8 protein-coding genes are annotated in these 20,909 nt (G+C 69.1%); 2 read left to right on the forward strand and 6 right to left on the reverse strand.

What is annotated here, in order from left to right; translation table 11 throughout:
- Positions 1-41 precede the first annotated feature (41 nt).
- The 4 genes from OHB26_RS07600 to OHB26_RS07615 all read right to left on the reverse strand — a co-directional run bounded on the left by OHB26_RS07600 (position 42) and on the right by OHB26_RS07615 (position 3,753).
- Positions 42-473, reverse strand: coding sequence for a DUF6636 domain-containing protein (locus tag OHB26_RS07600; RefSeq protein ID WP_330183501.1), 432 nt, complete (start codon positions 471-473; stop codon positions 42-44).
- Positions 474-552: 79 nt separating this feature from the next.
- A complete protein-coding gene (locus tag OHB26_RS07605; RefSeq protein WP_330183502.1) occupies positions 553-1,209 on the reverse strand; it encodes a hypothetical protein in 657 nt (218 codons plus the stop codon).
- A gap of 112 nt (positions 1,210-1,321) precedes the next feature.
- On the reverse strand, positions 1,322-2,902 hold the full coding sequence (gene hutH, locus OHB26_RS07610) for a histidine ammonia-lyase (protein WP_330183503.1): 1,581 nt from the start codon (positions 2,900-2,902) through the stop codon (positions 1,322-1,324).
- 14 nt (positions 2,903-2,916) lie between these two features.
- Complete coding sequence (locus tag OHB26_RS07615) at positions 2,917-3,753, reverse strand: helix-turn-helix transcriptional regulator (protein ID WP_330183504.1); 837 nt, start codon at positions 3,751-3,753, stop codon at positions 2,917-2,919.
- Positions 3,754-3,870: 117 nt separating this feature from the next.
- On the opposite strand from OHB26_RS07615, the gene OHB26_RS07620 reads away from it, so the two are divergent.
- Positions 3,871-4,632 carry an SDR family oxidoreductase gene (locus OHB26_RS07620; RefSeq protein ID WP_330183505.1) on the forward strand — a complete coding sequence of 254 codons (762 nt, stop codon included), beginning with the start codon at positions 3,871-3,873 and terminating at the stop codon, positions 4,630-4,632.
- A gap of 182 nt (positions 4,633-4,814) precedes the next feature.
- The gene (locus tag OHB26_RS07625) at positions 4,815-7,073 is read left to right on the forward strand and encodes a M28 family peptidase (RefSeq protein WP_330183506.1); all 2,259 of its coding nucleotides are present in this window, start codon (positions 4,815-4,817) and stop codon (positions 7,071-7,073) included.
- On the opposite strand, the gene OHB26_RS07630 is transcribed toward OHB26_RS07625, so the two are convergent.
- Both OHB26_RS07630 and OHB26_RS07635 read right to left on the reverse strand, forming a co-directional pair.
- On the reverse strand, positions 7,028-7,456 hold the full coding sequence (locus tag OHB26_RS07630; protein ID WP_330183507.1) for a hypothetical protein: 429 nt from the start codon (positions 7,454-7,456) through the stop codon (positions 7,028-7,030). The two genes, OHB26_RS07625 and OHB26_RS07630, sit on opposite strands and share 46 nt — an antisense overlap.
- A gap of 15 nt (positions 7,457-7,471) precedes the next feature.
- Positions 7,472-20,902, reverse strand: coding sequence for a non-ribosomal peptide synthetase (locus tag OHB26_RS07635; RefSeq protein ID WP_330183508.1), 13,431 nt, complete (start codon positions 20,900-20,902; stop codon positions 7,472-7,474).
- Between the last annotated feature and the right edge of the window lie 7 nt (positions 20,903-20,909).

Raw genomic sequence — 20,909 nt, forward strand, 5'->3', positions numbered from 1 at the left:
GACCCCCGGTTTCGTTGCCGCCCAGCCACATCCGCGCCCTGTCAGTAGACCGCGTAGAACTCGCGCGCGACCCGGAAACCGTGCCCGGAGGTGGCGTCGACGCACTCGACGTACCGCATGGAGACGGTGCAGACGATATTGCCCTGGCGCACCTGATGACCGTAATCGACTGTGCGCGAATGGAAGTCGATCGGTGCGTCGGTGTGACAGGTGATGCGGCCGGGCACCGCGGGTTCCACCCCGAAGACATCGCCGTAGTTACCGTGGCAGTTGCCCGGCCGCTGCGGCTGCACGTAGGAGAACTCCCTGATCTGACAGGTCGCACCCTGCGGTCCGATCAGACAGCCGATATTTCCGGACGGCGTAACGAACTGATCAAGACTGTCGGCATTGGCCGTTCCGGCGTTCACACCGAATACCGCTCCGGCGATCGCGAGCGCCCCCGCGATGGTCGAAAAGTACTGTGACTTCATGAATCACATGCTGAGCGTCCGAGATTTCGAAACGCTTATGTTCGCCTAGTGGCCGGGCATCGGCCGGGTGCGGGACGAGTCAGCTCACCACGCGCGGCCACGGGTACAACGCCAGGTGCAGCAGCAGCACCACGAGCAGTGCGAGCAGCACCGCCGCGACGGGATGCGCACGCCGCTCCAGATAGCCGATGGTGCGGAAGAGCGTCGGGAACGGCACATCCTTGCTGAAGACCAGCGACAGCACGCTCGGGATCAGCACCCACGCCAGGCCGATCACGCCGTAGAGCACATACGCGCCGAGATATGAGTCGGGCGACATACGCCGAGCACCCGCCGCGAACAGCACGCCGAGAACCAATGCGGCGAAGGCGAATACGAGGTAGCCGACGCCGAGCAGGTCGACACTCCCGATATCGGTGGTGGCCCGCCCGTTGGCGGTCACCGGCCGCCCGCCCACGGTGCGCGCCACCGGTTTCGGGTTGATCAGCAACTGCGGGACCGCGTAATACGCGGCCACCACGATCACGAAAACCACCACCAGCCGCACCCCGGAGTGCTCGGCCTGCAAGTGTCCGATGGTCGCCGAAATGGTGGGCCAGCCCGCCAATCGGAAGACCGATGCCAATTCGGGTACGGCAATGGCCAGACCCGCGAGGCCCCACATGAGGTAACCCCAGAATTCCGCCGAACGCCCCGCCGCCGTGGGCGCGGCCCCGGTGCCGACCGCCTCCGTCATAATGCCGGTTTACCACGCGAAACAGTGTGCGGGCGGGATGCTGTGCAGTCGATACCGGCCCGGTACGGGGCCGATACCGATTGCCCGGCATCCGCCGCCCGGGCTCGGGGAATCAGCCCAGCGGCCCGGTAACCACCTCCGCGGCCGCGACCAATGTGCCCGCGGCGGCGAGCCGGACGGCGGCCTCGATATCGGGCGCGAGGTAGCGGTCCGGGCCCGGACCGGGCACCCGATCGCGCAGGGCCGCGATGACCGCTGCCGTGGCGGGTGCCGGAGCCAGCGGTGCCCGCATATCAATTCCCCTTGCCGCGGTGAGTATTTCGATAGCGAGCACCCGGGTCAGACCGTCGACGGCACGGCGCAGTTTACGGGCGGCGGACCAGCCCATGGAGACGTGATCCTCCTGCATGGCCGAGGAGGGAATGGAGTCGGCACTGGCCGGATTGGCGAGCCGCTTGAGCTCGGAAACAATTGCGGCCTGGGTGTATTGGGCGATCATATGTCCGCTGTCCACACCGGGATCATCGGCCAGGAAGGCGTTCAGTCCGTGATTGCGAGCCACATCCAGGAACCGGTCGGTGCGCCGCTCACTGATGCTCGCCACGTCGGCCACCACGATGGCGAGGAAGTCCAGCACATAGGCGACGGGCGCACCGTGGAAGTTGCCGTTGGATTCGACCCGGCCGTCCAGGGTGACAACCGGATTGTCCACGGCGCTGGCCAGTTCCCGCAGCGCCACGGTGCGCGCGTGGTCGACGGTGTCCCGGGCCGCGCCCGCGACCTGCGGCGCACAGCGCAGCGAATACGCGTCCTGGACGCGCGCGCACTCGGGTCCGCGATGGCTGGCCACGATCTCGGAGTCGGCGAGCAGCCGGGTCATATTCGCCGCGGCGACGGCCTGTCCCGGATGCGGGCGCAGGGCCTGCAGATCGGCGGCGAAGACCCGATCGGTGCCGAGTTGGCCCTCCACGCTCATGGCGGCGGCGATATCGGCCAGCCGCAGCAGCCCGTCGAGATCGTGCAGCGCGAGCACCAGCATGCCGAGCATGCCGTCGGTGCCATTGATGAGCGCGAGCCCCTCCTTCTCCGCGAGCACCACCGGCTCCAGCCCAGCATGCTCCAAAGCTGTCGCGGCGGAAATCAATTCACCATCGGCATTGCGGACCTGCCCCTCCCCCATCGCCGCCAGCGCGATATGGGACAGCGGGGCGAGATCACCGGAGCAGCCGAGGCTGCCGTACTCGTGGACCACCGGAGCGATTCCGGCCGAGAGCATTCCGGCATAGGTCAGCGCCACCTCGGGCCGCACGCCGGTGCGCCCGGTGGCCAGGGTGGACAGGCGCAGCAGCATGAGCGCGCGCACCACCTCGGGCTCCACCTCCGGACCGGAACCCGCCGCATGCGAGCGAATCAGGCTGCGCTGCAACTGGGTTCGCAGCTCCTGCGGAATATGCCTACTGGCGAGCGCGCCGAATCCGGTGGAGACCCCGTACACCGGCTTCGGATCATCGGCGAGTTCCTGTATACGAGTGCGACTTTCGGCAATCGCCGCCAGCGACTCGGCCGACAGCCGCACGGGCGCGCCGTAGCGGGCGACCCGCACCACCTCCGCCACGGTCACCGGTCCGATTCCAACGGTGACGGTGTCATTCGAGGTGAACCGGCCCGGGGTGTGTTCGATGGAGGCGCTCAAGGGCCTCTCCTTTCTCAGACGTGTGCGGTGGTGGCGCTTTCTGCCAGGGCCGCCAGGGCGGCGGCGGTGGCCGAGCCCGGGACGGCGGTGTAGACGACGAGCAGTTGATCGGGATCACCCGGGAGCAGCAGCGATTCGTAACCCATCTCGAGCAGTCCGGCGGCGGTGTGCCGAATCCGCTTGGCGCCGTGCGTCTTCTCCTTGACCGGATGTGCGGTCCAGATGCGCCGGAACTCCACGCTGCGCTCGGTGAGCTCGTCGACCAGGGCGTGCAGGGCCGGATCGTCCGGATGCAGTCCGGCATCGCGGCGCAGGAAGGCCACCGTCTCGACGGCCACGGCCTCCCAGTCCGGGTAGAACTCCGGGGCGAGCGGGTTCAGGAACAGGTAGCGGGCCTGATTGCGCTCGGCCGCCGGTACCGAGGAGAATCCGGACACTTTGTCGCCCAACGCATTCCAGGCGATCACATCCATACGCCGGCCCAGTACGAACGCGGGTGCGGCAATGGCGTCCAGCACCAGTCGCGCCCCCGGTCGCAGCGTGTCCTGATACACCCCGGTGCCGCCGGAGGGGTGCGTGCCGGAGGGCCGGGCCAGCGCGTACAGATGCTGCCGCTCTGAGTCGGTGAGCCGCAGCGCCCGCGCGACCGCGTCCAACACCGCATCGGAGGCATTGCGCCCGCGACCCTGCTCCAGCCGGATGTAGTAGTCCACGCTGACCCCGGCCAGCTGCGCCACCTCCTCGCGGCGCAGGCCGGGCACCCGGCGGCGGCCGTACTCGCGCAATCCGGCCTCGGCGGGCTGGATGCGGGCGCGACGGGATCGCAGAAATTCGCCGAGATCGCTGTCCATGTCCACCACCCTAGGGATATCCGATCCTGGTACTGCCGGACCCAGGAAAACCGGACCCCTCGCTGCCCCGCTACCGCCGACTCAGGATGGGTTCAGACCTCAGCGAAGGAGAGACAAATGAGCTACGAGAACCTGTCCGGCCGCACCGCCGTCATCACCGGAGCCGCGAGCGGTATGGGCGAGGCGACCGCGCTGCTGCTGGCCCGCAATGGCGCCCGGGTGGCGCTGCTGGCCCGGCGCGCGGATCGACTGGAGACCCTGGTCGCCAAGATCGAGGCCGAGGGCGGGGTGGCGCTGGCGGTACCCGTCGATGTCACCGACGCCGCGAGTGTGAGCGCGGCGGCGGAGCTGGTGCACGCGGGCTTGGGCCCGGTGGATCTGGTGGTGAACTCGGCCGGTGTCATGCTGCCCAACCCCATCGCGGCGGGTCGTGAGGACGAGTGGGTCCGCATGATCGACACCAATATCACCGGCGCGCTGCGCATCATCCGCGCGTTCGTACCGGATCTGCTGGCCGCCGCCGCGGCCGGGCGCACCGCCGATCTGGTGGATATCTCCTCCATCGGCGCGCACGTGACCTTCCCGGATTACGCGGTGTACGGGGCGACCAAGGCCGCGCTGACCCACCTGTCGGCGAGCCTGCGCACCGAATTGGGTTCGCGCCGGGTCCGGGTGACCAATATCGAACCCGGCCTGACCGATACCGAACTCGGTTCGCATATCGACAATCCGACGCTCAGCAGCGGTCTGGACAGCATGTTCTCCGCCATCGACGCGCTGGCGGCCGACGATATCGCCGATCTGATCGCGTACACGACGAGCCGTCCCGCGCACGTAAATCTGCGGCAGCTCATCGTGCTTCCGACCCAGCAGGCGTGAGGCCGAGCCGCGTTCCGCCGACCCCGCATGACTGAGGCTGAGCCGCGTGCCGCCGACCCCGCAGGCGTGCGGCTGAGCCGCGTGCCGCCGACCCCGCAGGCGTGCGGCTGAGCCGCGTGCCGCCGACCCCGCAGGCGTGCGGCTGAGCCGATTGCCCGGCCCGCATGCCTACTATCGATCTCATGCGGGTGGGACGAGGGCTTTCGGGGTTGCTGGCATTCGCGATACTGCTGGCGGTGGTGGTGGCCGCCGCCTGGCAGGGCCAACCGCACGGTTATCGCGACGAGTCCGCGGCGCCGGGGGTGTTCAGCGCGGGGCGGGCCTTCAAGACGGTCCAGGAAATAGCCCGCGCACCGCATCCGGTGGGCACCGCCGAACATGACCGGGTGCGTGACTATCTCGCGGGTGAGCTGCGAAAGCTGGGCCTGGAGACCGATATTCGCGAGGGTGTGGGGCGCTGGCCGGGAGACTTCAAGCCGGATAACGCCGGACTCGGCAGGGTCGCCAATATCGTCGGCACGCTGAAGGGTTCGAATCCGACCGGCACGGTTTATCTGGTGGCGCACTACGATTCGGTCCCGCCGGGCCCGGGCGCGAATGATGACGGGGTCGGTGTCGCGGCCATTCTGGAGACGGTGCGCGCACTGCGCGACAGCGAGAACGGACTGCGCAACAATGTGGTGGCCCTGCTCACCGATGGCGAGGAGCCCGGGCTGCTCGGCGCGGAAGCCTTCGTGGCGGCGGGAGACTACGACCGCCATGGCGTGGTGATCAATCATGACGCACGCGGTGCGGGCGGGCCACCGCTGCTCTGGCGGATCACCTCCCCGGATGGCGGACTGATCGGGGCGGCCAGGGACGCGCCGTATCCCAATACCGATTCGCTGACCACCACGCTGGCGGGTGCGGGCGTCTCCAGCACCACCGATTTCGTGGCCTTCGACAAGGCCGGGCTGCCGGTACTGGATTGGGCCTACGCCGGTGACAGCGCCTACTACCACAATCCCAAAGACGATCCCGCGCATGTGGATCTGGCGACCGTACAGCAGCTGGGCGAGAATACGCTCGCGCTGACAAGGGATTTCGGTGAAAGGGATCTGGCAGATTCGTCCGATCGCTCGAATCCGGCATATTTCGCACTGCCTTTCGGGGTGCTGGTGGTGCTGCCCGCCTGGGTGATCATCGCGCTCGCGGTGCTGTCACTACTGCTGGTCGGCTGGGTGATCCGGCAGGTGCGGCGCAATGGCGAGGCTTCGATCAAGGGTGTGATCGGTGCCGCCGCGGTGACATTGGCCGCCGCGCCACTCGCGGTGGGCGCGACCTACGGGCTGTGGTGGCTGGTGCAGCGCATCCGGCCCGAGTACCGGGCCTGGCCGGTGGATCCGTATCGGCCCGAGTTCTTCCAGGCCGCCATGCTGGTGCTGACGGTCTGCGTACTCACCGCCTGTTATGCCTCGGCGCGCCGCTGGTTCGGCGCGACCGCCGCCGCCGTCGGGGTGCTCACGGGTGTGGTGGCGGCGGGGGCCGGGACGACGGTGTACTCCCCCGCCGCGGCCGAGATGTTCGTACTTCCGGGGTGTGCCGCCGCGCTCGGGGTGGCGCTGACCTTCCTGCTGCCGGATCGCTGGCGGCTCCTCGCATTGACCGTCTTGCTGCTCCCGGCGGCCGTATTCCTGGGCTGCAATGTGTGGTTCGGTATGCAGGCCGGGCTGATGACCGCGCCGTTCACAGCGGTGCCGCTGGTGGCGCTGCTCGGCGGATTACTGCTGCTGACGCTCATCCGGAGTTGGCCGCAGCGGCGCGGCTGGACCGTTCCGGCGCTGGCGCTGGTGCTGGCCATCGTGCTGACCGCCGTCGGGCAGGCCGTGGACCGCTTCGATGTGGAGCATCCGCGCGTGGCACAGGTGGCGTACGCATTGGACGCGGATCGGCAACAGGCGCAATGGATGTCGGTGCTGCCGCCCGATGACTGGACGCGCACCTTCCTGAGCGACCACGCACCCGGCGCGCCCTACGCCGACCTGTTCCCCAGCGTGCGGGCCAGCGGAAAGGCGGTGGTGGAGAACCTCACCGCACCGACCGCCGAAATCATCTCCGACGCCACCGATTCCGGGCAGCGCACGATCAAACTGCGGCTGCGCTCCACGCGCGGTGCGACCCGAATCGATCTGCACTGGGCGAACGCTCCCACCTCGATCCGGGTGGCGGGTCGCGAGGTAACTCCCGTGCCGCACAAGAGTTTCAGCTTCGTGGCGCCACCGGCCGAGGGCATCGAGGTCGAGCTGGTCGCCCCGGCGGGCGCGCTCGCGCTCACCCTCGCCGACTACACCTACCTCCCCGATTCGAAACTGACCCAGGGTGCGGGCGGCGGCCATCCCGATGACACCTACTTCCGTCAGGACAGTTCGGCGGTGGTCTTCACCGAGGTGCGGGGTCTCTGATGGCGGCGCAGGTAGCGGCCGGTGAGACTGTCGCGCGGCATGCCCCGTGATGTCCGCACCCTGGTCGGTGTGCGGTGACGACCACATGCCGCTTCTCGGCGGTCCGTCCAGCACGATGTCCTTCTCGCGCTGTGCCGGTTCGCGGTGAGCCGCGGCACGTTGTACATCTCGGTCATGGTGCCGACGGTGCTACGCCGCCCCGGAAGCGGCGGCCGCTGGCGCAGCGCCGGGGTGGCGGGCAGATAGTCGATGCGATCCACATCCGGTCGCTCGGTCTGGCCGATGCGCCGCCGGGTGTAGGTGGAGAGCCCGTCCAGCAGGCGCTGACAGCCCTCGTCGTACAGCACATTCATGGCGAGCGAGGATTTCCCGGAGCCGGACAAACCGGTGATCGATACTCACGCTCGGTGCCACCGCCGGATCAGGGTCTGTGCGATGACCTCGAGCGGTACGGCGGCGGCCATACCCATATGCGTGGCATCGACCGCGATATCGGTGACGGCTCCGGTGATGTGCTCGGTCCAACTCGCCGCCGGGCAGCGCTCGCGATCAGGGTTCCGGGTGGCCGTGAAGTGCAACAGATCGCCCTCGTACAGCCCGCTCGGGATCCCGGGCACCTGCCGGGTGAGCGCGGTGGTCGCGCGCTCCACCAGGTCCGCCGGGAAGTTCTCGGCCGCCCGCACGAGGGACTCCATGGCGCGCAGTTCCGCCCAGGCCGACTCCGTATCGGCCGTGGACTGCCGGTCGGTGCCGTCCACAACGGCGGTATCCATGAGGGCGAGCAGTGCCACGTCCGCACCGAGAAGCTGTAGCCGCACGGCGATTTCGTGCGCGATGCGGCCACCCAGCGACCACCCCAGCAGGCGGTACGGGCCGCTCGGCTGGATCTCGAGGATCTCCTCCACATAGCGCTCGGCATAGTCGCCCAGGGTGGCGAGCGGCTCCTCATCGCAGACCACCCATGGGTCCTGGAGGCCGTAGAGCGAGACCTCCGGATCTAGATGGGCGAGCAGGCCGGCGTACGGCCAGGCCAGACCGCCGCCCGGGTGGATACAGAAGAGCGTCTCGGGACCCGTGCGGCGCAGCGGCAGTACCACCGCGAACGACTCGTTCGCCACCGCGTCCCCGAATCGCTCATCCATTCGGCGAGCCAGCGCGGCGACCTTCGGCGCCTCGAAGAGATCCCGCAGGGTGACGGACCCGTCCAGGCGCGCGATCGCCTGGGCGGCGGTGAGGGAGTTGCCGCCGAGCGCGAAGAAGTCATCGTCGAGGCCGACTCGCTCCACGCCCAGCAGTTCCGAGAAGACCTCTCCCACTTGCTTTTCCGCAGGGGTGACGAGCGGACGATACTCGATTCCGGACTGCGGCGGCGGGGGCAGGGCGGCTCGATCCACCTTGCCGCTCGCCAGCAGCGGCAGCCGATCGAGCAGAACGACGGTCGGCAGCAGATACTCCGGAAGGCGTTGCGCCGCAACCTTGGTGAGCACGGCTGGATCGAGGACGCGATCGCCCTCCGCGACCACATAGGCGACCAGCGATGGCCCCGCGGGGCCATCGACCCGGGCCGCGACCACATGGGCGACGCCGGGCGCCACCGCCACCGCCGCCTCGATCTCGCCCAGCTCCACGCGCATACCGCGCACCTTGATCTGGAAGTCCATGCGGCCCTGATGAATCAGCTCACCGTCGAGGGTCCAGGTGACGAGATCGCCTGTGCGATACAGGCGTTCACCCGGCGGTCCGAACGGATCGGCGACGAAACGGGCCGCGGTGGCCGCACTCCGGCGCAGATAGCCGCGCGCGACCCCGGCCCCGCCGATGTACAGCTCACCCGTCGCACCGACCGGCACCGGTCGCAGACACCGATCCAGGGCGTAACAACGCACCCCCACCGCCGGTCCGCCGATGGTGATCGGCCCATCGCCGTGCAGTGGAGCGCTCATGGCCGCGAGCACCGTGGTCTCGGTGGGTCCGTAGCCATTCATCAGCAGATGAGATCGGCCCCAGCCGGCGGCCACCGCGGGTGGGCAGGACTCGCCACCGGTGACAATGGCCGACAACTCGGGCAGATCACTCGGATCGGTGCAGGCCAGCACCGCGGGTGTCACGAACGCATGGGTCACCCGCTCATTGCGCATGAACTCGGCCAGCGCCGCGCCCGCGTAGGCGTCCGGTGGCGCGACGACCAGGGTGGCCGCCGCACCGGCCGCGAGCATCAGCTCCCAGATCGATACGTCGAAGGTCGGTGCGGCCAGGCACAGCACGCGGTCGCCTCGGCCCACATCGATCGAGTGGGCCTGCGCCGCCGCCATATTCGCGAGACCGGCATGACTGACAACGACACCCTTGGGCAGTCCGGTCGACCCGGAGGTGTGAATGACGTAGGCCGCATTGCCGATTCGCGCCCGCCGGGCGACGGCCTGGCCCGCGACCGCCTGGTCGGGCCGGGATTCGGCGGGGGTTCCCTCGGCGGACAGGACAATCAGGTCGACGGAGTGCGTGGCGAAGGCGGCGCGATCGGGTGCGGTGGCGATAACCACCCGGGCGCCCGCGTCCCGAATCACATCGGCGATTCGAGCGGACGGGAAGCCCGGATCCACCGGCATGAAGGCGGCACCTGATTTGGCGACCGCCCAGCACGCGACCACCCAGGCCAGTGAGCGCGACATACCCAGGGCCACTACATCTTCCGGTCCGATACCGGCGGCGATGAGGCCGCGTGCCAATTCATCGGCGCGGTTGTCGAGTTCACGATAGGTGAGGGCCAGGTCGCCGCTGCGGACGGCCTCGATCTCGGGGGCCCGGCGCACGGCCGCCACCAGCAGATCCGGCAGCAGCAGTTCGGCGCCGGCCGAGCGGGTGTGATTCCAGTCCTGGATGATTCGGCGATGCTCGGACGCGTCGAGCATCGACAGTCGCGCCATCGAGGTCAGCGGATCGGCGCATACCCGGTCGAGCAGGAGCGCGTAACGCCGGGCCAGGGCCGCGATGGTGACCTGATCGAAGAGATCCGTCGCGTACTGGACGCGCACCGACAGACCGGAATCGGACTGGGTGACAACGAATTCCAGATCGAAGCGCGCCGTCGGCGACGCCAGCTCGACCGGTTCGGCGCGCAGGCCGGGCAACTCCAGCCGCACCGGGCCGAGATTCTGAAGCGTCAGCAATACCTGGAACAGCGGATGCCGAGCGCGCGACCGCGGTGGATCGAGTGCCTCCACCACCTGTTCGAAGGGCAGTTCGGCGTGCGCGAAAGCGGCCAGGTCGATACCGCGCACCTGCTCGAGGAACGCCGAGAACGATTGCGCCACCGGCACATCCGTACGCAGGACGAGGGTATTGACGAACATACCCACCAGATCGTCCAGCGCCGCCTCACCGCGCCCCGCAACCGGCGTGCCGATGGCGATGTCACCGTCACCGGTCCACGCCGCCAACAGCATTGCCAGACCGGCGTGCAGGACCATGAACAGCGAGGCGTCATGTTCGAGCGCGACAGCGCGCAGCCGTCGCATCGTCTGCTCCGGAATCTCGCACGTCACCGTCGCACCGGCGTGCGATGCGGTCAGCGGCCGTGGGCGATCAGTCGGCAGCCTGAGCTCGGTGGGCAGCCCCGCGAGGGTGCCTGTCCAGTAGGCGATCTGGCGTGACATCTCCGATTCGGCATCGTCGGGCGAGCCGAGCACCGCCCGTTGCCACAGCGTGTGGTCGGCGTACTGCACCGTCAACTCGGGCCACTCCGGCCGCATGCCCCGGCATGCGGCCGAGTACGCGGTCACGAGATCACGGGCCAACGGCGCGAGCGAATACCCGTCCGCATTGGCATGGTGAATCACGAAGGCCAGCAGCCACTCCCGCGCGGGCACGCCGGGCTCGTCGATGGTGAACAGTGCGGTGCGCACCGGTACCTCGGCGGTCAGATCGAAAGGCCGCGAACAGAACTCCCACAGCTCTTCGCCCACGCTCGCGCGATCGTTGGTCCGCACCTGCACCGCGCCCGCATCGAACTCGTCCTCGACCGCTCCGGCACGGGATTCGGTGTCGACGGCCAATACTCGCTGCCATCCCACACCGTCGGACTCCGGATAGCAGGTCCGCAGGGTTTCATGCCGGGCGATGACCGCGCGCACCGCGGTCACCATGGCCGCGGTATCCAAACTGCCGGTCAGGCGCAGTACGAGTGGAATGTGGTACGCCTCGGACTCCGGATCGAGGCGGTTCAACAGCCACAGCCGCTGCTGGGCGAAGGAGAGCGGAATACGCTCGGGGCGGGCCATGGCGGTCAACGGGATGCGCGCCGAAGGCGATGCGTCCGCCAGGCGCGCGGCCAATGCCGTCACGGTCGGCGCGTCGAAGATGGTGCGTACCGGAACCCGGTCACCCAGTTCCGCACCGAGTCGCGCCGCCACCCGGGTGGCGCTGAGCGAGTTGCCGCCGAGCCGGAAGAAGTCGTCGTCGAGGCCGATCCGATCGACCCGCAGGACCTCACCGAAGACCCGCGCCACCACCCGTTCGGTACCGCTGCCCGGTGCCCGGAACGGTTCGGTCTCGAGCGCGGGCGCGGGCAGCGCCGCCCGATCCACCTTGCCGCTCACGGTCAGCGGCAGCTGTTCGCAGCGTATGAAGGCGGACGGCACCAAATGGTCCGGCAGCCGGTCCGCAACCGCCGCGCGCACCGCCGCGACACTCGAATCGGGCGCGTCGGCGGTCGTCAGGTAGGCCACGATGCGCGGGTCGCCCGGGACGTCCTCGCGAATCATGACCGCGGCCCGGGCGACACCGGGTGCGCTCGCGACGGCGGCCTCGATCTCACCGAGTTCGATGCGCATACCGCGCAGCTTCACCTGATCATCGGTGCGGCCCACGAATTCCAGTGCGCCCGCGGCATTCCAGCGGACCGAATCACCGGTGCGGTACATGCGGCCGGGCGCGAAGGGATCGGGCAGGAAGCGCAGGGCGGTCAGGTCCGGGCGGGCGTGGTAGCCGCGCGCCACACCCGGGCCCGCGATATACAGCTCACCGGTCACCCCGGTGGGGACGGGATTCAGGCAGGCGTCCAGGACATAGCAGCGCATACCCGTCGCCGGGCCACCCAGCGTCACTCGGTGGCCCGGAACATACGGTGCGCTCAGATTCGAGATGATGGTGGTCTCGGTGGGCCCGTACGCGATCAACAGCGTGCGACCGGCGCACCAGCGGGCGGCGAGCGCGGGGGTGACCACCTCACCGCCGGTCACCAGTACGCGCAGCCGCGCGGCCGCCAGCTCATCCGGATCCATACCCGCGAGCACGGCCGGGGTGAGGAAGGCGTGCGTAATCCGTTCCCGGCACAGCAGATCGGTGAGTTCGGACCCGCCATACACGTCGGGGTCCGCGACCACCAGGGTCGCGGCGGCACCCAGGGCCAGCAGCACCTCCCACACCGAGGCGTCGAAGCTCTGCGAGGCCACCGCCAGCACGCGTGAATCCCGCCTCGGCGCACAGTTCGCGGCCTGGGCGGCGACCGTATTGGCAAGGCCCGCATGGGTGATCACCACGCCCTTTGGCACACCCGTCGACCCCGATGTGAAGATCACATAGGCCGCGTCGTGCAACCGCAGATTCCGGAGTCGCTCATTACCCGTGACGACGCCCGGAGAGGTCGCGGCCAGCTCGGCGGCTGTCGCCGGATCATCGACCGTCAGCCACGCCGAGGGCGACTCGGGCAGCGCGCCACCGACCTCGACGGTGGTAAGGCCCAGTGCCACACCGGTATCCGCGAGCATATGGGCAATGCGTTCGCGCGGATGGCGGGGTTCGACGGGGAGATAGGTCGCACCGGATTTGGCCACCGCCCAGAGGGCGACCACCCACTCCACCGAGCGGCGCATGGCGACCGCGACCACATCGCCCGGGCCGATACCGCGGCGAATCAGACTGCGAGTCAAGCGATTCGACTGTTGATCGAGCTCCCGATAGGTGAGGGTGCGATCACCACAGGCCACCGCGACGGCCTCCGGAGCCAGGGCCACGGCACGGCACATCAGGCCGGGGAGATTGATGTATGTCGCACAACCGGTCTTGTTCCAGGAGTGCAGGATGCGTCGGCGCTCCACCGGCGCGAGCACCTCGATCGCGTGCACCGGGCGATCCGGCGCGGCGGCGGCCTGGGCCAGCACCCGGCCGAATCGGTCCAGTAGCGCCGCCGCCGTCTCGGCGTCGAAGAGCGCGGTGTCATAGCGCAGGGTCAGGGCGAGAGTCGAATCACGCTCCGCCACTTCGAATTCCAGATCGAAACGGACATTCGTGGTGCGCGGCGGGACCGGCTCCACCCGGACACCGGGCAGGCGCAGTTCGGTCGTACCGAAGTTCTGATAGGCCAGCACGATCTGGAAGAGCGGATGCCGGGCGGCGGAGCGGGGCAGTTCGAGCGCCTCGACTATGCGCTCGAAGGGAGCGCGCGCGTGCGCGAAGGCGTCCACATCGATATCGCGGACTCGGGACACCAACTGGTCGAAGGATGCGGCGGCCTCGACCGGGACCCGCAGCGCCACCGGGTTGACGAACATGCCGACGAGATCATCGAGGCCCGGATGCTCGCGTCCGGCAGTCGGGGTGCCGATGACGATATCCGCGGTTCCGGAGAGCCGGGCCAGCAACACGGCCAGCGCGGAGTGCGTCACCATGAAGAGTGAGGCGCGGTGCCGCCGTCCGATCGCCCGGAGCGCGTCCGTAATATCCTGCGGTACAACGGCATCTACGCTGCCACCGGTATGCCGGGCGAGCTCGGGGCGCGGACGATCCAGCGGGATCGGAAGTTCGATCGGCGCATCGTCGAGCACTCGAACCCAGTACGCCAGTAGCCTGTTCAGCTCGGAGTCCGGATCATCGGCCGCACCCAGCGCGGCATGCCGGCCTACAGCGTAATCCGCGTACTGCATGGGTAGCGCGGACCATTCGGGCGCACCGCCGATCGCCCTGGCGGTGTACGCGATGGCGAGATCGCGGGCGAGCGGACCGAGCGAGAAGCCATCGGCGTTCACGTGGTGCACGACCAGGGCCAGCACCCAACCGGAGCAGCCTCCGGTCTCCTCGATCGCGAACAGCCGGGCCCGAATCGGGGGTGCCGTCGCGAGATCGAATGGCTCGCTCTCGAATTCGGCCAGTGCCCGATCCAGTCGTTCCGGCGCCACCCGGCACAGTTCGAGTGTGACCGTATCCTCCTGCGCCACCGCCTGATACGGTTCCCCGTCCTGCTCGGGGAACCAGGTGCGCAGCGCTTCGTGCCGTCGCAGCACATCGGTGACGGCGGCCGACAGCGCACTCACATCGAGGGCGCCGGTCAGTCGGACGGCCAGCAGAATGTGATAGGCCGCGCCCGCGCCGAAGCGATCCAGCAGCCATATTCCCTGCTGCGCGAAGGAGAGTGGCACCCGCTCCGGCCTGGTGCGCACGGCACCGGACATCGGATCGAACGGCGCGTTCACCCCCCGCGCCGCCAGCAATCCGGCCAGCCCCGCCACGGTCGGCTCCTCGAACAGCGACCGCAGCTCCAGATCGATGCCGACCGCGCCCAGTGCGGCCACTACCCGGGTGGCGCTGAGCGAATTACCGCCGAGGGCGAAGAAATCGCCGCCGCCGCCGATCCGATCCACACCGAGCACGTCGGCGAACACCCGCGCCACGGCTTGTTCGAGCGAGGTCCGCGGCGGCCGGAACTCCTCGGGCGTTCGTACCGGGACGGGCAGTGCCGCCCGATCCACCTTTCCGGTGATCGTGAGCGGAAGCCGTTCCAGCACGGTCACGGTCGCGGGCAGATACTGATCGGGCAGTGCGCGCGCCAACTCCGCAGGCACCTCGGCGGGGTCCACCGCGACCGCCGCCTTCGGCACCACGTATGCGACCAGTTCCGGCTCACCCGGCCCGGTCTGCCCGGCCGCGGGAGCCGGGGTATGCACGGTGACCACGGCATCACTCACCTCCGGCAGCGCCGTGAGTGCCGCCTCGATCTCGCCGAGTTCGAGGCGGACGCCGCGAATCTTGACCTGGAAGTCATCGCGGCCGTGGAAATCCAGTTCGCCATCGCCCCGCCAGCAGCCGAGATCGCCGGTGCGATACATGCGATCACCGGTGTCGGCGAAGGGGTTGGACAGGAAGCGGGTGGCGGTGAAGCCGGGACGCCGGTGGTAACCGCGCGCCAAACCCGTTCCGGCGACGTAAATTTCACCGATCACGCCCGGCGGGACGGGGCGCAGCCGCCCGTCCAGGACATAGCAGCGCGCACCCACGACGGGCCCGCCGATGGATACGGTGGTGTCGGCCCGCAGCGGCAGGGTGACGCTCGCCCAGATGGTGGCCTCGGTCGGACCGTAGACATTGACGAAACACCTTCCGGCGGACCATAGTTCGACCAGCTCCGGCGGGCAGGTCTCACCGGCGGTGGCGAGTAGACACAGCTCGGGCAGCCGCTCGGGATCGGTGAGGGTGGCCAGCACACGCGGGGTGAGCATGGCGTGGGTAACGCGCTCGCGCTCCAGCAGATCAAGGAGCGCGTCACCGGCGTACGCCCAGGCCGGGGCGATCACCAGGGTCGCCCCGGATCCCAAGGCCAGCAGCAGTTCCCATATCGAGGCGTCGAAGCCGGGCGAGGCCACCGCGAGCACTCGGGCCTGCGGATCGGAGTCACAGCGCTGCGCCTGGGTCACCAGCACATCGGCGAGGCCGCCGTGAGTAATGGTGGCGGCCTTGGGGATTCCGGTCGATCCGGAGGTGTACATGACATACGCGGGATGGGATAGGCGCAGCGGTCGTACCCGATCGGCATCGGTGATCGGGGGCAACTCCGACTCCACCGGCTCGTCCGGATCGATGAGCAGCCAGCCGCCGCTCGCCAGTGCGGGCAGGTCAGCGCGGCGGCGATCGGTGGTGATCCCCATGGCCGCGGCGGAATCCGCCAGCATCAGTCCGATGCGCTCGGCAGGGGTGTTCGGGTCGATGGGCAGATAGGCCGCACCGGTGTACGCGACCGCGCAGACGGCGACCACCCACTCCGGGGAGCGGGGCAGCGCCACCGCGACGATGTCCTCCGGCCCGGCGCCGAGGGCGATCAGCCTGCGCGCCAACTGGTTCGCGCGATCGGTCAGCTCGCGGTAGGTGAGCGAACCACCCTCACCCGTCACCGCCCGCGCATCGGGGTTGTAGGCCGCCGCACGGGTCAGCAGGTGCGGCAGCGTGACCGCGATCGCCTGACTGGTGTCATTCCATTCGCGCAGCAGCCGGCGCTCATGGGCGGAGAGCAGATCGATATCCCCGACCGGGACAGCCGAATCGCCCGCGATATGGTCCAGCACCCGGGCCAGTCGGTGAGCCAGGGCCTGTACGGCGCCCTCCTGGAACAGGTCGGTGGCGTACTGCACACTCACGGCCAACCCGTCGGCCGACTCCGCGACGGTGAACTCGAGATCGAATTTGGCCAGCGGCAACGGCATTTCGATCGGCTCCACCCGCAATCCGGGGAGCTCGAATTCGGCGTACGCACGCGGGCGGAACGACAGCATCACCTGGAAGAGCGGATGCCTGGTCCGGGACCACGGCACGCCCAGCGCGTCCACCACCCGCTCGAAGGGGGCCTCGTCATGCGCGAAAGCGCTCAGATCGATATCGCGGACCCGGGAGAGCAGACCGTCGAATGATTCGTCCGCGTGCACCGGAACCCGCAACACCAGCGTATTGACGAACATGCCGATGAGATCGTCGAGGCGGGCGTCACCACGCCCGGCCACCGGGGTGCCGACCGCGATATCGCTTCCACCCGATACCGCGGCCAGCACCGCCGACAGGCCGGCGTGCACGACCATGAACATGGTCGCGCCGTGCCGGCGCGCCACCTCGCGCAATCCCCCGGTGGTAGCACCGGAGATATCCACACCCACTCGCCCGGCCCGCCGCGTCGGCTGCGCCGGACGCGGCTTATGCGGTGGCAGACCGGATTCCACCGGCAGCCCGGCCAGGACCTCCGACCAGTAGCCGAGCTGTCGAGACAGTTCGGACTCCGGATCGGTTGCCGCGCCGAGCACCTCGCGCTGCCAGAGGGTGTAATCCGCGTACTGCACGGGCAGTGGCGCCCATTCCGGGGCGGCACTGCGCGCCCGAGACCGGTACGCGGCCGCCAGATCTCGGGCGAATGGAGCGAGCGAGAGTCCGTCGGCGATCACATGATGCACCAGAACCGCGAGAATATGCTGCTCCGCCACGCCGTTCGGGTCATGAATCCGCAGCAGCCGCAGCAGAATCGGCGGGGCGGCGGCGAGATCGAAACCACTGCCGCCGAATTCGTACAGTGTCCGCTCGACCTCCTGGGCCGCAACGGTTTCCGCCACCAGCCCCGCCACCACCGTGTCGACCGGGGAAATCCGCTGACATACCGCCCCGTCGACCTCCGGGAACCAGGTCCGCAGCGCCTCATGCCGCTCCACCACATCGGTGAGCGCGGCGGTCAGCGCACTGACATCCAGCGCCCCGGACAAGCGCAATCCGAGCAGCATGTTGTACGCCGCCGAATCCGGATCCATTCGATGCGAGAGCCAAAGCCGCTGCTGCGCATACGACATGGGCGCCACCGCGCCCGGCGCGCGCACTCCCGGCCGCACCCGCTCCGCCAGCAGACCCCGCGCACCCACCCGTTCGGCGAAGCCCGCCACCGTCCCGGCCTCGAAGAGATCCCGAACCCCGGCTGCCACCCCCAGCGTCGCCGCCACCCGCCCGGCCACCAGGGCAGCGCTGAGCGAATCCCCGCCGAGCGCGAAGAAGTCGTCATCGAGCCCGATGCGCCGACCACCGAGGCGGTTCACACCGGACGAGCCCCGCACCGCGGTGCCATCGGCGGCCATCCGGGCTCCACCCAGCACCTGCGCGAACGCCGCGGCCACCACCTTCTCCGCCGCGGTCACGGGCGCGCGATAGCGGCCTGCCGTGGACAGGGGCGCGGGCAACGCCGCCCGATCCACCTTCCCGTTGGCCGAAGTCGGCAGCCGGTCCAACAGCACGATCGTCGGCACCATGTAGCTCGGCAACCGCTGTGCGGCAGCCACTTCCAGCTCCCGCGTGGTGAGCAGGACACCGGGCTCCGGCACCGCGTACGCGACAATGCCCGCCGCCGCGGCGGTATGCACGATCACCACGGCTTGGGCGACGCCGGGGCAGGCCGCCAGCACCGATTCGATTTCGCCGAGTTCTATTCGGAGGCCGCGGATCTTGATCTGGGTGTCCACCCGGCCGCGGAAGTCGAGTTCGCCGGAGTCGTTCCAAGTGGCGAGATCGCCCGTACGGTAGAGGCGTTCGCCGGGAGCGCCGAACGGGTCGGCGAGGAAGGTGGTGGCGGTGGGGACCGGACTGGCGAGATAGCCGCGGGCCAGACCCGGGCCACCGAGGTAGAGCTCGCCCACCACGCCGGGAGGAGCCGGGCGCAGCCACGGATCCAGGACATAGCAGCGCATTCCGGGGACCGTATCGCCCAGGGTGATCGGGCGGTCCGAGGCGAGCGGGCCGAGGTTGGTGACAATGGTCGCCTCGGTGGGGCCGTAGACATTGACCAGGGCGCGGCCCGGTGACCAGGCCGCGACGACCGCCTGCGGGCAGGCTTCGCCACCGATCGAAAGATACTGCAGGGCAGGGAGTCCCCTGGGATCGGTGCTCGCCAGCACGGCGGGGGTGATGAAGGCATGGGTCACCCGCTCGCGGCGGATGAACTCGGTCAGCGGCCGCCCCGCGTACACCTCGCTCGGGGCGATGACCAGCGTCGCACCGGAGACGAACGCGAGCAACAGCTCCCAGATCGAGGCGTCGAAGGTCGGCGTGGTCACACACAGCATGCGATCACCGGGTACGGCGGGCAGGTAATTGCCCTGCGCCGCAAGCAAACCGGCCAGACCGGCGTGGGTCACCACCACACCCTTGGGTGTACCGGTCGAGCCCGAGGTGTAGATGACATAGGCCGGATGCGCCGGCCGCAGTGGGCGCACCCGCTCCGCATCGGTGACCGGCGCCGAGGCCGTATCCGCGGCACCCATCAGCTCATCGAGCGCCAGGCATTCGCGTCCCTGGCGGACCCTGTCCGCCCATGGTTCCGCGTCCGTGGCGATCATGATCCGCACCCGAGATTCGTCGAGTATCGCGGCCACGCGATCGGCGGGGTGGGCCGGATCGATCGGCAGATAGGCGGCGCCGGCTTTGGCCACCGCCCAGATGGCAACCACCCATTCCGGATTCCGGCGGGCGGGGACGGCGACGACATCCTCGGGACCGATGCCGTGCCGAATCAGCGTGCGTGCCAATCGATTGGACAGCGCGTCCAGCTGCCCGTAGGTGAGCGCGGTCGCACCGTCGATCACGGCGGTCGCGGTGGCCTGCCGGGCCCCGGTGGCGAGCAATGCCGGTAGCAGCACCGGATCGGGTTCATCGATCCTGTTCGGCGCGTGCAGAATTCGGTCCCGCTCGGCATCGGTGAGCAGCCCGATACCGCCGACCGGCTGGTCCGGATCGGCGGCAATTAGGTTGCCGAGAAATAGCAGGAATCGATTCAGTTGATCATCCAGCTCTCCCCGGTCATACCGCTCCGGGTTGGCGAGAATATCGACCGAGAGCCCCTCCTCATTCCCTGCGCGATACAGATTGAAATGTAGATCCGCCACGGAACCCGAAGAGAGAATGCGGTATTCGCCCACCGCGCGCCCGAAGCGGCTGGTGCGATCGAAGAACATCAGATTCACACTCGGCCCGAGCAGCTGATCCGCGCTCACCCCGAGATCGCGGCGCAGCTCCTCGAAGCGATACCGCTGATGCCGCAGCCCACCGGTGATCTCGCGCGCCGCCGCCGCGATGAGCTCGCGCAGGGTGACCGCGCCCGCACAGTGCAGCCGGATCGGCAGCACATTGGCCAGCATGCCGCCGGAGCGCTTCAGGGCCGCGGTGGTCCGCGCCGAGGCCGCGAGCTGCACCATCGGCTCGGTGGTTCCGGCGGTACCGGCACGGAAGGCGCAGATCGCCGCCACCAGCACCTGCGCCGGACTGACCGCGCAATCCTGCGCCAACTGCTCGAGCGCCACCCATTCGAAGGATGACAGCGCACCCGCCGACCGCAGCGCGATGGGCGCGGGCGCGCCGCGCCGGACCCGGGTCACCGCACCCGCCGGAGCCGGAACGGTCCAGTCCGCGAAGCGTTCCCGCCAATACTCCCGATCCGCGGCGAAGCGCGGCGACTCCCGGTACTCGGCATCTGCGGCCTGTATCTCCGCGGGCGAGAGCCCACCGAACGCCGGGGGCTCGTCCCCGTTCAGCAGCGCCTCGTACCACTGCCCGATCCGGGCGATCAGGCTCAATCCGCCGTACCCGTCGATGGCGACGTGATGCATCTGGGCGTACCAGATGTGATGGTCCGGTCCGACCCGCAGCAGCGCGGCCGCCCACAGCGGCGCGTCGACCAGGTCGATGGGTTCGCGGTGCCGCCGATTCATCCACTCCAGCGCCGCCGCACGCGGTTCCGGCTCGCCGGTGCAGTCCACGCGTTCGAGTCCGCCGCCGATATCGGGGGCCATCCACTGGTGCGGCCGCCCGTCGGTCTGACCGATGCGCAGTCTGCCGACGCCGAACTCACCGAAGGCCCGGTGCGAGGCGACGTCGAAGAGTTCGGCGTCGAGCGGACCACGCAATTCCAGGTAGTGGGCTTGACCGGGGAGCGCGCGCGAATGAGCGCCGAGCCCGGCCCCGATATCGTCCGCGAGCCACAATTCCATTTGGGCGCTGGACAATTCGAACGGTACGGCGTCGCATACATCCGGAGACTGGGCTGGCACTGTCCCT

It is taken from the genome of Nocardia sp. NBC_01503 (assembly GCF_036327755.1).
GTDB lineage: Bacteria > Actinomycetota > Actinomycetes > Mycobacteriales > Mycobacteriaceae > Nocardia.